This window comes from Sphingobacteriales bacterium (genome assembly GCA_016699615.1).
GTDB lineage: Bacteria > Bacteroidota > Bacteroidia > Chitinophagales > JADIYW01 > JADJSS01.
The window spans coordinates 2125394-2139584 of record CP064984.1 but is presented as its reverse complement, the minus strand read 5'-3'; the positions used below and the strand labels follow the sequence as shown (position 1 = coordinate 2139584).

Below are 14191 nucleotides of genomic sequence, written 5' to 3'. Positions count from 1 at the left end.
AAAATACATCTAATTTCTTAACATTTTTGAAATTCTTAATTAGTATGAAGATTCGCAAAAGAAATACAAATAGTTTTATCTTTGCATCGTGAAAAAACGTGTGATTGTTGGACTATCTGGTGGTGTAGACTCAAGTGTTGCAGCTTATTTATTATTGAAGCAAGGCTACGAAGTAATTGGTTTATTCATGAAAAATTGGCATGATGGCAATGTAACGATTGAAGGTGATTGTCCTTGGGTGGAAGACAGCAACGATGCTCTACTTGTGGCACAAAAATTAAATATTCCTTTTCAAACTTTAGATTTAAGCGCAGATTATAAAAAAAGAATAGTTGATTATATGTTTGCTGAATATGAAGTTGGCAGAACACCAAATCCTGATGTATTGTGCAATCGTGAGATAAAATTTGATATTTTTCTAAAACATGCTTTGGCATTGGGCGCAGATTATGTTGCTACTGGACATTATTGTAGAAAAGCTACATTAACCAAAGATGAAAAAGAAATTTACCAACTACTTGCTGGAAAAGATAACAACAAAGACCAAAGTTACTTTCTTTGTCAACTTAATCAAGAACAATTGAGTAAAGCATTATTTCCAATTGGCGAATTGACAAAACCAGAAGTTAGGAAAATTGCAAAAGATTTAGACCTAATTACAGCAGAAAAAAAAGACTCACAAGGTTTGTGTTTTATAGGAAAAGTAAGATTACCTGATTTTTTACAACAACAATTATTACCTAAAAAAGGAAAAGTTATTTTAATAGACAACAATAGCATTGATGAAATAATGTCTTACCAATTTGATAATTGCAACAATGATACTTTAGAAAAATTATCTGAAAAAATAAATTTTAATACAATTGTAGGTAATGAAATTGGCGAACACAATGGCGCACATTTTTATACTATTGGTCAGCGAAAAGGCATAGGCATTGGTGGCTTTAAGCAAGCACTATTTGTAATTGGCACAGATACCAAAGCAAACATTATTTATTTGGGCGAAGGCGAAGAACACAAAGCACTAAACAGAGCTGCGCTTGCCATAAAAAACAAAGACATACATTGGATTAGAGAAGATTTGCAAATGCAAATTGGCGAGCAACGCAACTATAAAGCAAGAATTAGATATAGACAAAATCTTGAAGAATGTTGTTTGTATATGACTGAAGATAACTTGTATGTTGTGTTTAAAAACTTACAAAAAGGCATCACGCCTGGTCAGTTCTGTGCATGGTACGATGGCGATGAACTTATAGGTTCTGGTGTCATTGATTAATACTTAGTTTTTCCTAAACTAAAATCTAAAGGAATTTTCTTTTTTTGAATTTTATCTTCAAAATCGCAAAACTTACCTTGAATATATTTTGGCATTTTAAACAACACGGTATCTTTTGTTTTCATGTCATTTAAATCATATCTTATACTATATATATTTTCAGGCAATGCATTTTGTTGCACAGAATCTTTTTCATTTGCAAGCACAAAATTTACAACAATAAAAAACACACCTAAACAAAGTATTTTCATACATTAAGGATTTAAAAAATCGCCAGATTCTATTGGCGTTGCATAATCAGGCAAATCAATATTATAAAAATAAACCCAAGCTTCAATATCATTCAATTCAGTCTTAGTTTTTATTTTTTCTCTTCTATATTCATAAGGTGGTTTGCCCACACCAATTCCTTCGTATTCATCAATTTTTTCTAATACTTCAATACCATTTATGTTAAAAACATCACCATACACTTTATCACTTTCATTAGCTGTTTTTATCAATGCTGGATACCAATCTATTTTATATAACTTGGCACCAGAAATTTCTCCTAATCCAACAAGTGCACTATTCTTAGCTAAATAATCAGCCATTGGATGACTTTGCTCTAATCTTAGTGTACCATAAGTAAATAAATATACTGACATATGACAAATATAATCTTGTTTAAGTTTTTTTAGTTATTTTAGGTTGATTATTTTTTTACTTTTATACTAAAAGAATATTTTATGAGAAGAATATCTACCTATTTTGTTATTGCTATTAGTTTTTTACTATTCACATCATGTTTTGATATCATGGAAGAAGTTAATTTCAATAAGAACAATTCTGGCACTTTTAAATTTTATTTCCAATTTAAGAATGCAAGCATATTGCAACAAAAAGCCAACAATGAAATGGCTAATACTATAAACGAAATAAAAAACGTAAATAATATCTCTGGCATTAGAAATTTTGAATACATCGTCAATAATGAAGATTATCAATTTGGGTTACAGTTTAATTTTGACAACATCAATGTACTAAATCAAGCATTACAAATAATATTCAAAACAGATAGCACAACTTATTTTGCAGAACAAGATGGACAAATTATTAGATATGAGCACAATAATATTATGCAAAATATTGATGAAAATTTAGGTGAGAGCAAAGCATATTTAGACATAAATCAGCTTTTTAATGATGCTACTTACACTACAAAATATACTTTTGAAAGTAAAATCGATTCAACAAAGAACAAGAATACCAATATTGATGCTAATACAGCAAGCAATACATTATTTTTAATCAACAAAGAGAAAAATATTAAAAGCAAAACCTTAGCAGATACAATTTACATTAGCAAATAATTTTATATATTCTGTTAATTTTCATTTTTTTTGTATTTTTATAGTATAAATTTTGTTTATGCAAACTACAATCATACGCAACGGAATATACTTTGATGGCACAGGCGCAAAAGGTGTAAAAAAAGATATTATCATAAAAAACAATAAAGTAGATGCAGTAGTAGATACGGCAGAAGCTATAGAAGGTGCAAAAGAAATAGACGCAACAGATCATTGGGTTTGCCCAGGTTTTATTGATATTCACGCACACTACGATGCAGAAATAGAAGTATTGCCTGCATTAGACGAATCAGTGCAACATGGCGTAACCACTGTAGTAATAGGCAATTGCTCGCTTTCTGCTGCGTTGGGCAAAGACAAAGAAATAGTAGATCTATTTTGTAGAGTAGAAAATATTCCTGCAAAAGTATTATCACACTGGATAATTGGAAATATAAAATGGACAAATGTTAGAGAATATTACGAACATTTAGACACACTTACATTGGGTCCAAATGTTGCAAGTTTTATTGGTCATTCTAATATCAGAATTGATGCAATGGGATTGGATAGAGCATTTATGCAACCAAATGCTTCAGCACAAGAACTGAGCAAAATGGAAGGCGTAGTAAACGAAGCAATGCAAGCAGGATATTTAGGCGTGTCAATAGATATGTTGCCATTCCATCGTTGGGCAGGCATTTATGATAAAAAATATTTGGGTATTTCTGTACCATCACAACGTGCAGCAAAATCTGAATATAGAAAATTGGCACATGTACTTAGAAAACACAACAGAGTATTACAAATAACACCGAATGCTGTAGACAAAAAATCTATTTTCACAATACTTAGATTATCACACGGTGGATTATTTAAAGACAGCTTAAAAACATCTATTGTTGCTGCATTAGATTTAAAATCTAACGAAAATATATATAAACTATTAAAACTTTTTGGCACATTAGGCAATGATGTATTGCGTGCCAATATGAAATTCCAAACACTTGCAGAACCATTTTTAAATTATGGCGATGGTCCTGTAACTCCTTTATTCGAAGAATTTCCATCTATGATACAAGCTATTAGTGGCACTGAAGAAGAAAGAAAAGCTATGTTTAAAGATGAGAATTTTAGAAAAGTATTTGTAAAAGAATGGAACCATAAAGCAACATCTGTATTTCCAAAAGCACTAAAAGAAATGTGGGTGGTAAATGCACCAGATAAATCATTAATTGGAAAAAACTTTGACCAAATAGCAAAAGAAGCAGGCGTAGATCCAGTTATTCATTTTATGGATTTATTGGCAAAATACGATACGCACCTACGTTGGAAATGCGAAACATCAAACCACAGAGAAGAAGTAAGATTAGATTTATTAAATAGCAAACATTGTATGCCTGGCTTTAATGACAGTGGTGCGCACAATGTAAATATGGCATTTCATGATGGTAGTTTACAAATGCTAAAAACGGCACAGAAACATCCAGAAATGATGAGCATTGAAAAGGCAATATATAGACTAACCAAAGAACCAGCTAATTTCTTTGGTATTGATGCTGGCGATATTTCTGTTGGCAAACGCGCAGATTTAGTTATCATTGATCCAAGCAAACTTCAAAGTGATGTAAACTCAGAACCTATTGAAGACTATCATCCAATGTTTGAAGGCACTTATAGATTAGTAAAACGAAGTGGAAAAGTTGTAAAACACGTATTCATCAATGGTAATGAAGCTTACAGCAACAATGGCGTAGTTGGTTTCCACGAAGACTTAGGTAAGAAAAAAGATTTCGGAAAATTATTAAAAAGCACTTGGTAATTTAAAATTCCAAGAACATTTCTATTTGATCATTAATCATTTTTAGATATTCATCATTTGGTGCAAGATTTCCTTCTGCATCTAAGTGACTTGATATTTGTGATAATGGCAATTTCAAATGCATGACATTCATTCTAAGATGATTGAAAATATTGGTTAGATGTTCCATTCCACGCAAATTTCCTGCACGACCATCAGACACACCTACCAAGCATGCTTTTTTATTATGGAAGCATTTTTTTACATCACAGGCATCTATAAAACCTTTAAACATACCTGGAAAACTACCATGGTATTCTGGAATTACGAAAATATATTTATCTGTTGGTGCTAAAATTCCATTTTCAATTTCTACTAATTGTGCATTTTTAGGCTGTGTGTAAAATGTTGCATTAAAAACATCCTGCTCTACATTTTCAAGCGTGAAATAAAAATGTTGTACATTTTTTTCGCCTAATATTTTATTATATATATCTGCAATTTTTTTGAATTGCTATTTTTCTTCTTGTACCATGGAATATTGTAATCATGCTTTTTTTTGATAAATATACATCAATAAATCAAAAAACATAAAACTTCATGAATAATAACTATATTTATATTTATCAAAATCTGTAGAAATGAATATTGCATTTATTATAAATGGAAATATAAGAAAAATTGATACTGTAATTAAAGAAATTAATTCTACGTTTAACCGTTTTGAGATACAAACTTTGGTATCTAACTATGCTGGACATATTGATATTTTGACCAAAGAATCATTAGCAAAAAATATTGACACGCTTGTATTTGTTGGTGGTGATGGTTCTTTGAATGAAGGAATTAATGCATTAATAGATTATCATAAAATAGACAATAATTACAATTGGGAAGCTATTGCAAAAATAAAAATTGCAGTATATCCAGCTGGAAGTGGCAATGATTTTATAAAAACATTATACAAAGAAATTAATTTACAACAATTAAAAAATATCATTGAAAAAGAACATACTACATTAGTTGATGTTGGACAAGTGTTTTTTAAAGACAGAAATAGAAATAATAGCATTCGGTTTTTTATCAATATAACTGACGTAGGCATGGGTGGCAATACTGTGCAGCGCAAAGAGAAAGTACCAAAATGGTTAGGTGCTGATATTAGCTATTTTTGGTCTATTACAAGTACTGTTGCAACATACAAGCCAGTACATGTAAGAGCATATAATAGTGAACACAATTGGGAAGGGAAAATTATAAATTATGTAGTGGCAAATGGCAAATATTTTGGCAATGGTTTGTGCATTGCACCAGATGCCAATATTACTGATGGTGAATTTTCTATTGTAATTATCGGCGATATTAGCTTGACAGATTATTTTAAGAATTTGGGTGATGTAAAAAAAGGCAAAAAGATAATACATGAAAAAGTAAAATATATTTCTACCAAAGAAATAAATATAGAATCGCCAATAAATAATGATGAGCTGACAATTGATATGGATGGAGAATTTATTGGCTATGCTCCTATGAAATTAGTTTGTTTAAAACATAAACTTAGTTTCTTAATTTAAATTTCTGATTGCTGTTGTTGTTTGATGAAATATAGAATAATCTTCCACAAGGTATCGTAATTTACAATTTCACTTTCATGCAAAACGTGTTTGTGGTAATTTGTTTTCAACTCAATATATTCTTCACACTTTTCCAACCTTTTATAGTCGAAATTATATTTTTCAATACTAAAAACAAGTTTTAAAAATAATTTTGCTCTAAGAAAAGGCTTTGCATTTAAGTGTCTTTTATAGTATGTATTTAATGCTTCTGTTTGAGCAATAAATTTTGCCCATTTATTTTTATACAACAAATCTATGCATTCCAATACTCTCAATGACAAATTAAATCCTGCTTTATCTTTTATGGTTTCTTTTAACTCATTGTTTAATTTTGCAATTCTATATTTCGGTGCGTACTTGTTTATATATGCTTCATACAATTCGACATAGGCTTCGTAAATCATCCATCTTTCTTTAGTCAAAATATTTGTTGCTCTATATTGTGGATGTTTTTTTACTGTAGTAATAACTTGTTTGGCTTCTGCTATTTTTTGATTGTTCAACAATGCTTTAAATTTATACTCACAAATTAAAAACCAATTTGCGCCAGTAATAGTATCTCTAATTTCTCTTGCATATTTTCTAGCTTCGTTATATTGTCTATTCAACAACAGTGCCTTTGTTTGATATATTTGTACACCTAAAACATAAGTAGATACCTTTCCAGTTGGAATATGGTCTTTGTAATTTTGCAAATATGTTTTACTTGTCTCCAATAATTCTTTATTGCTACCTGTATAATCAAAATATATAAGTTTTAGCCAAGTTAAATTAAAATATGTGGTCAATGATTTGTACGAAATATATAACTCATTTAAAGTATCTATTTTTGCCAAGATAATCTTTTCGTGTTCTTTTTTGATATATGTATTCCTATTTAAAAGTAATGCCACTTCATAATATACAATTGTACTTCTCCTTATAATATTTAATTGATCATTGTACTTATAATATCTTTGAATTTCTTCATTAAATTTTTTCTCGTTTCCAATTAATGAATAATGAATAGACAACTTATAAGAATACTCAACCAAAGCATCCAAAAATGTATTTTTTTCAGCTACCTGATACATGTCTTTTATTAAACTTGCCGTAGTGGAGCGTAAGCCGCCATATTTTTGTACTATATTACAAATATGCATTCTACTTAAACACTCATAATATTCTTTATCATATTCAGAAAGTTTCTCATCAGAGTTGATGTTTAGAAAATATAATGTATTTAATAAACGTTTTCTAAATCTATGTTTTAGTTGCCTATATCTATAATCAGTTTTATCACATCCATACAAATCATTTGCTGCTACATCATCATTTTCATATTTACCATCATAAAGCCCTTGATAAAATTTAGAAAACAATGTATCTTTACTACTAATTAGAGTTTTATCTAAATTTTCTATTTTAGATAATCTACGTTTATTAACTATAAAGATTAGGTCTTTCAACTCTTGCATGTAACAAATTTAATAATAAATTTATTAAAATGCAATGAAAAACAAGTAATTACAAACAGTTAGCACAAAAATTCACACAATAATCATGTTATTTTATGTCATTTTTTGATACACACATATTGATATGATATACATAACTTTACATCAATAAAAATAGAAAAAATGGAATACATACTATACTTAATATTACTTTTATTGGGATTAATCAATGGAAATAATACAACAACAACAAGAGTTGACGAAAACTCAACAAGTACAACAGCTGCAAGAATTATCATCATAGATACAGATGATGGACAACCATAATCAATATCTTGTATATTCATAAAAACCCAAAAGGCTATAACGTAAGTTATAGCCTTTTTGAATTTACCCCAAGTTCTTTAATTTTATTATATATTACAAGTCTATTTTTAATGTTAGATAGCTTTCACCATGTTGAGTGATATCTAATCCTAACTCTTCTTCTTCTTTACTTACACGCATTGGTTCTATTTTATTAGTTATATAGTATAATATATAAGAGCCAATAAATGCAAATGCAGCAACCGCAACTAGTGCTATCATGTGCACAGTAAATGTTTTATATTTTCCATACACCAAACCCCAATCATCAACAGCAAGTCCTGTTCCATAGTCAGCTGCGAATATTGCAGTAAATATCATACCCATTATTCCACCTACTCCATGACATGGAAATACATCTAAAGTATCATCCAATGTAGATTTGTTTTTATAATGTACTGCAAAATTACTTACTATTGCAGAAATAGCACCAATTGCAATACTTTCGCCTGTATTTACAAAACCACAAGCTGGTGTAATTGCAACTAATCCTACAACTGCACCAATACATGCGCCAATAGAAGAAATTTTATTTCCACGTAATGCATCTAAAAATAACCATGCCAACATTGCAGCTGCAGCAGCAGTATTAGTTGTAGCTAATGCATTTGCTGATTTTGCATTACATCCTAATCCTGAACCAGCATTAAATCCAAACCATCCAAACCAAAGCAATCCTGCACCAATAATTACATATGGAATATTAGAATACTCATGTGTACGCTCACTTTCTGTTCTTTGTCCCATGAACATTGCACCTGCCAATGCTGCCAAACCAGCGCTCATATGCACTACTGTTCCACCAGCAAAATCCAATACGCCATATTTGAATAATATGCCATCAGGATGCCACGTCATATGACAAAGTGGTGCGTAAATAAATATAAAGAACAATACTATAAAAATTAAATATGCTGAAAATCTTACGCGTTGTGCAAATGAACCTGTTATTAATGCTGGTGCAATAACAGCAAATTTTAGTTGAAATATAGCATACACAATAAATGGAATAGAAGCTGAAAATGTTTCGTTTGGACTCAATCCAACATCTTTAAACATACGAAAAGTCCATGGATTGCCAATTATTCCTAATCCACCTACATCTTCACCAAAGCATAAGCTAAAACCAAATACCACCCAAATAATACTAATAACACCCAATGAAATAAAACTTTGAAATACTGTTGAAATGATATTTTTACTATTTGCCAAGCCACCATAGAAAAAACCTAATGCTGGTGTCATTATCATTACCAATGCGCAAGACATTAGCATCCATGCTGTATCGCCTGTATCAATATTTCCAGCAGAACTGCCTATCATCGATTGCCCAGGATTAAATGCTCCTGCTACCACTACTATCATTAAAAGGATAAACGGTAATAAATATTTTTTTCTCATTGCCATAACTATTATTTTTAATTGTGACAATATTACAACAATAATAATTTATTCTAAAAAAGTGTGTATTAATAAATTTTAATCAAAAAATAAATAAATTTATCTGATTTACAATTTCATATTGCATATTTTGTAAAAAACAATCATATAGTATTTTTTTATAATGTTTTAATTTTATCTATTTGATGCTTACTTACTATATTTGTACCAATGAAAGCAAAACGCAAGATAAGGTTTATTGTCAATCCAAAATCTGGTGGCACTTTTGGTGCAAGATTTAGTGATGCATTAGTAAAAAAAAATTTAGATCTTAATAAATTTGATTATGACATTTTCTACACAAAATTCGCTGGTCATGCCATAAAAATCACACAACAATCACTAATTGAAGATATAGATATTATTGCAGTGGTTGGTGGCGATGGCACGCAAAATGAAGTCGGCCAAATGCTATTGGGTAAAAAAACAATAATGGCAAGCATACCTACTGGATCTGGAAATGCCAATGCAAGAAAAATGGGTGTTCCTATTGATGTAGCAAAATCTATTCAATTACTTAATTATGGTATACCATTTAAAATAGATGCTTGTATATTGAATGGACAACCTTTTTTTATGACTGCAGGAATTGGCTACGATGCAAAAGTAGTGGAACAATTTAATAGAATTCCATTTCGTGGCATGGGCGCATATGTAACTGGTGTTATGTCAACAGCATTTACCTATAAACTAGCAACATATGCTATTGAAATAGATCACGAACAAACCATAGAAATTGAGGCATTTACAGTATTAATTACATCTACTGGACAATTGGGCTTTAATGTAGAATTTAATCATGATAGTGTGATAAATGATGGTGAATTTGAAATTACTATCGTAAAAGACATCAACAGAAGCAAAGTTCCTTTTTATATTTATGAATGTTTTAATGGCGATATTGCACAACAAGATTTTTTAGAATCATATAAAGTAAAAAAACATCTAAAGATAAAAGCAAGTTCGATAGAAAGTATACAAATGGATGGCGACTACAAAGGCAAAACCAATCATATTGAGGTTACGTGCCAAAAAGGTGCACTAAATTTTTTAGTAGCCCCAAATTTTAAATTATAAAAAATGAGCAAACAACAAAACTGGAAAGAAAGATTAGGCACCGTGTACTCCACAGACCAAAACTTTAATTACAATTACAACGAAGAAACCGAGCAACAAACGCTTGAAAATAATAAACAAATATTATATATAAAAACAGATAATAAACAAAGAAAAGGCAAAACCGTAACACTAATATCCAACTTTATTGGCACCGATGAGGACTTACAAACGCTTACAAAAATGCTAAAAACAAAATGTGGCGTGGGTGGCACCGCAAAAGACAATGAAATTATGATACAAGGAGATTTTAAACAAAAAATAAAAGAAATTCTAGAAAAAGAAAACTACAAAACCAAATTGCACTAATATTATTTGGGCGTGTATTCCAGCTATACGCTTCAATCTTTTTTCCTACGCAAAAGCCAAACTAAAAAAAGTATTTTCGCTTCTATCTGGCACGCAAATCACACACACAAAACATGAACCTAGAAAAAACCATACAACAACTAAAAAAACTACCCAACTACGATGTAGATGAACTCATTAATACACAACACCAAATAGCATTCTCCGAAATCAATTGCTTAGATTGTGCCAATTGCTGCAAAACTACGCCAGCACTACTCAACCAAGAAGATATTCACAGAATAAGCAAACACTTAAAATTAGATAAAAAATCATTTCTACAACAATACACCAAATTAGACGACGACCAAGATACCGTTTTTAAAACATCACCATGTGTATTTTTAGCAAACGATAACACATGCAAAATTTATGAAATAAGACCATTTGCTTGCAAAGACTATCCACATACGCATCGAAAAACCAAAAAAACATCTTAAACCTAAGCAAAGAAAATTATAAAATTTGCCCAGCAGTTGCACAAATTTTTAATAACATCGATTTTTCATAAAAAATTTATCCATCAATAAATGGCATAAAAAAAGGCTGAACAAATGTTCAGCCTTTTTTTATCATCGTTTGGTTTAAGCAAACTTATTCTTTTACAAATTTATGATAATGTTTCTTACCAGCTGCATCAATATAATTTATAATATAAGTACCAGAAGACAAATTGTCAAATGAAAAGTCTAATTTGGTAGTATCCCACAAACTATGTAAGTTGAAAAGTTATTCTAAATTTTTTAGAGCCGCCAGAGCTCAGAAAAAAAAATTGGAAATAACTTTTTCAAACCTCTAAATTTACATAGTTATGATCGACAAAGAAAAATTATTAAACGACAAAGATTTTTATAAATCTTTCAAAAATGGAGAAGACCTATCTACATTTTTCAAACAAATGCACAAACGAGCAGTAGAACATATGCTCGAAGCCGAACTTGATGCACATTTAGAAAATGAAAAGCATCAAAAAACTATAACTGGTAACTATAGGAATGGTCATGGGAAAAAGACCATAAAAACATCTTATGGAGAAGATGAGATAAATGTGCCAAGAGACAGAGCTGGTAGTTTCGAGCCTATTTTAGTGCCTAAGCGGCACAATATCATTGAAGGTTTGGAAAATATCATAATCTCTTTTTATGCCAAAGGTATGAGCGTAAGTGATATTGAACAACAAATTAGAGAGATGTATGATTTTGACGTTTCTTCTTCAACTATTTCACGCATCACTAGTGCAGTAGCAGATGAGGTAACAGCATGGCAAAATAGACCACTAGATAATTTATATCTCATTGTTTGGATGGATGGTATTGTTTTTAAAGTTAGAGAAAACGCTAAGGTAATCAGCAAAACCATTTATCTTGCAGTAGGTTTGAACATGGAAGGCAAAAAAGAAGTACTCGGAATGTGGCTTGGAAAGAACGAAAGTAGTAGTTTTTGGATGAGTGTTTTAACGGACTTTAAAGCTCGTGGTGTAGAAGATATTTTGATTACAGCCACAGATAATTTAAACGGATTTACACAGACTATTCGCTCTATTTTTCCTCAATCTCAAACACAAATTTGTGTGGTACATCAAATTCGTAATGCTTTCAAATATGTGGTTTGGAAAGATAGAAAAGAATTTACAGCAGATATGAAACACATCTATACTGCTCCAAACAAACAGGCAGCCGAACAAGCATTAAACGATTTTGCAAAAAAATGGGAGTCAAAATACCTTTATGCCATCAAATCGTGGAGAGAAAATTGGGAAGAATTAACCGTGTTTTTTGAATTTCCATTAGAAATTAGAAAAATTATTTATACCACCAATTTGATAGAAAATCTGAACGGGAAAATAAGAAAATACACTAAAAATAAGATGTCTTTCCCCAATGACGATGCCGTATTAAAATCAGTTTTTTTAGCTTTAAGAGAAGCTACAAAAAAATGGTCTATGCCAATACAAAACTGGGGTATTATTTTAAACCAATTTATGATTATATTTGAACACAGAATTAAAATCTAATTTCTTCAACTTACACACTTAATGGGATAGTGTCTCTAATTTATTCAAACCAGAATTTAATTGGTAAGTTAAAATCCATATTGCTAATAAACTAGGATGTTGATGCGTTTCTGAAGCATGTTCGTCATAAAACCACCCTCCATCTTTCTTTTGATGTATAATAATTTCTTTTATCCATTTCTTTATAATTAACTCATGCTTGTTTAATAAGATAAGAGTCAAAATCGCTTCCATACCAGTATCAGTCCATACAAAATTGTTGTTTAAATATTCTAATGTATATTTTACATATATATCTTCTATCTTTTTTAAATCCACAAATTTATGTTGCATATTTAGTTGAGTAGCCCAATTAATTACTAAGGCGCAATGTGTAATACCTCTTATTTGTGTACTATCATAAGTATAAGATTTTAATACTTTATTAACATCATTTACTTTATAATCAAAGATACCTATATCTGCGTAAATTGACCACATCATTGCCATATCAATATCATAATGTGTGTCTAAATACTTAAGTATTGTGTCTTTATTGTATTTAAACTCATTTTCAACTAAACGATTATACATTGGAAATATTGAAATGTCGTCGTCAAAAATTGGTTTATAATTATCAAACAAATTAAAAGTATCTTTTTTGAAATACTTAGTATGCTTATGTTTTTTGTTTTATTAAGGTATATATTATTCTGTTAGGATATGCAAAATAATTACCATTTAGAGTGTCATTCTTTATTAAAGAAAGGAAATAATTCATTGATTTTTTAATGGTATTTTTTTTGCAAATACTGAAACTAAAATAAGGTAAAACAATTAAAGTAAGTATAAATAATATTCTTGCAAACATGATAATGAAATTATTTATATTTTTCAATAACACAACCCATTGGTTCTGTATATTCAATATCAATAGGTTGCTTTTTCAAATAACTATCTAATGCATTGTTAAGATAATTAGTTATTGTGTGATTTTTTCTAACTCCTAATGTTACAAACTTATTTGTTATTTGTCCCTTATACTTTAATACACGATTAGAATCTAATAGCATTGCCTGAGGCATTACAGTAGCTTTATTATATTCTGTAATCTTATTTTTTTTGTCTATTACAATAGGTATATTTATATTTAAACTATCTTTAAAAATTTTTATCTCATTTGAACGAAGATAAAGAGAGTGTGGCAAGATAAGATACATCCCAATATTTTTTCTCTTACAAATATTGTAAATTGAATCTAACTCTATTATATGATTTAAACATATAGGGCAGGTTGTCGAAAAAAAAACTAAAATAGCACCATTTTTATTATGGTTCCATTTCTTTAACCTACTTTCTTTCTTTGTTTCCAAATTGTATAAACTTTTAGGAAGTTTTTCAATTTTAATTTTCCCAATTGAATTATATGATAATATTAAAGTAAAAAAAATATAGGTATAAGATG

Annotated in this window: 15 protein-coding genes and 1 pseudogene; 9 read left to right on the top strand and 7 right to left on the bottom strand. The window is 29.8% G+C overall.

Annotated features, from left to right (window positions below; genetic code table 11):
- Window positions 1-88: 88 nt before the first annotated feature.
- Window positions 89-1279, top strand: coding sequence for a tRNA 2-thiouridine(34) synthase MnmA (gene mnmA, locus IPK18_10210; GenBank protein QQR97242.1), 1191 nt, complete (start codon window positions 89-91; stop codon window positions 1277-1279).
- Here the strand turns inward: mnmA and IPK18_10205 are convergent.
- On the bottom strand, window positions 1276-1530 hold the full coding sequence (locus IPK18_10205) for a hypothetical protein (protein ID QQR97241.1): 255 nt from the start codon (window positions 1528-1530) through the stop codon (window positions 1276-1278). The two genes, mnmA and IPK18_10205, sit on opposite strands and share 4 nt — an antisense overlap.
- 3 nt (window positions 1531-1533) lie before the next feature.
- Window positions 1534-1926 carry a gamma-glutamylcyclotransferase gene (locus IPK18_10200; GenBank protein ID QQR97240.1) on the bottom strand — a complete coding sequence of 131 codons (393 nt, stop codon included), beginning with the start codon at window positions 1924-1926 and terminating at the stop codon, window positions 1534-1536.
- A gap of 81 nt (window positions 1927-2007) precedes the next feature.
- Here IPK18_10200 and IPK18_10195 point away from each other — a divergent pair, with 81 nt between their 5' ends.
- Window positions 2008-2631, top strand: a complete 624-nt coding sequence (locus IPK18_10195; protein QQR97239.1) for a hypothetical protein — start codon at window positions 2008-2010, stop codon at window positions 2629-2631.
- A 58-nt stretch (window positions 2632-2689) separates the two neighbouring features.
- The gene (locus IPK18_10190; GenBank protein QQR97238.1) at window positions 2690-4432 is read left to right on the top strand and encodes an amidohydrolase family protein; all 1743 of its coding nucleotides are present in this window, start codon (window positions 2690-2692) and stop codon (window positions 4430-4432) included.
- Window position 4433: 1 nt separating this feature from the next.
- On the opposite strand, the gene IPK18_10185 is transcribed toward IPK18_10190, so the two are convergent.
- On the bottom strand, window positions 4434-4913 hold the full coding sequence (locus IPK18_10185; protein ID QQR99335.1) for an NAD(P)H-dependent oxidoreductase: 480 nt from the start codon (window positions 4911-4913) through the stop codon (window positions 4434-4436).
- 139 nt (window positions 4914-5052) lie between these two features.
- Between IPK18_10185 and IPK18_10180 the strand changes: the two genes are divergently transcribed.
- Entirely contained in the window at window positions 5053-5985 is a 933-nt protein-coding gene (locus tag IPK18_10180; GenBank protein QQR97237.1) for a YegS/Rv2252/BmrU family lipid kinase, read from the top strand.
- Here IPK18_10180 and IPK18_10175 read toward each other — a convergent pair.
- Window positions 5982-7475, bottom strand: a complete 1494-nt coding sequence (locus IPK18_10175) for a hypothetical protein (GenBank protein QQR97236.1) — start codon at window positions 7473-7475, stop codon at window positions 5982-5984. The genes IPK18_10180 and IPK18_10175 overlap by 4 nt on opposite strands.
- Before the next feature lie 171 nt (window positions 7476-7646).
- Here IPK18_10175 and IPK18_10170 point away from each other — a divergent pair, with 171 nt between their 5' ends.
- A complete protein-coding gene (locus tag IPK18_10170; GenBank protein QQR97235.1) occupies window positions 7647-7790 on the top strand; it encodes a hypothetical protein in 144 nt (47 codons plus the stop codon).
- A 93-nt stretch (window positions 7791-7883) separates the two neighbouring features.
- On the opposite strand, the gene IPK18_10165 is transcribed toward IPK18_10170, so the two are convergent.
- Window positions 7884-9230: an ammonium transporter gene (locus IPK18_10165; protein ID QQR99334.1), complete on the bottom strand. Its 1347-nt coding sequence runs from the start codon at window positions 9228-9230 to the stop codon at window positions 7884-7886.
- A gap of 210 nt (window positions 9231-9440) precedes the next feature.
- On the opposite strand from IPK18_10165, the gene IPK18_10160 reads away from it, so the two are divergent.
- The 4 genes and pseudogenes from IPK18_10160 to IPK18_10145 all read left to right on the top strand — a co-directional run bounded on the left by IPK18_10160 (window position 9441) and on the right by IPK18_10145 (window position 12747).
- Window positions 9441-10346 carry a hypothetical protein gene (locus IPK18_10160; GenBank protein ID QQR97234.1) on the top strand — a complete coding sequence of 302 codons (906 nt, stop codon included), beginning with the start codon at window positions 9441-9443 and terminating at the stop codon, window positions 10344-10346.
- 3 nt (window positions 10347-10349) lie between these two features.
- Window positions 10350-10694 carry a translation initiation factor gene (locus IPK18_10155; protein ID QQR97233.1) on the top strand — a complete coding sequence of 115 codons (345 nt, stop codon included), beginning with the start codon at window positions 10350-10352 and terminating at the stop codon, window positions 10692-10694.
- A gap of 113 nt (window positions 10695-10807) precedes the next feature.
- A pseudogene (locus tag IPK18_10150) lies at window positions 10808-11244 on the top strand (YkgJ family cysteine cluster protein).
- Between the two features lie 300 nt (window positions 11245-11544).
- The gene (locus IPK18_10145; protein QQR97232.1) at window positions 11545-12747 is read left to right on the top strand and encodes an IS256 family transposase; all 1203 of its coding nucleotides are present in this window, start codon (window positions 11545-11547) and stop codon (window positions 12745-12747) included.
- Between the two features lie 18 nt (window positions 12748-12765).
- On the opposite strand, the gene IPK18_10140 is transcribed toward IPK18_10145, so the two are convergent.
- Both IPK18_10140 and IPK18_10135 read right to left on the bottom strand, forming a co-directional pair.
- On the bottom strand, window positions 12766-13371 hold the full coding sequence (locus tag IPK18_10140) for a hypothetical protein (GenBank protein ID QQR97231.1): 606 nt from the start codon (window positions 13369-13371) through the stop codon (window positions 12766-12768).
- Between the two features lie 236 nt (window positions 13372-13607).
- A complete protein-coding gene (locus IPK18_10135; protein ID QQR97230.1) occupies window positions 13608-14099 on the bottom strand; it encodes a redoxin domain-containing protein in 492 nt (163 codons plus the stop codon).
- Window positions 14100-14191 lie beyond the last annotated feature (92 nt).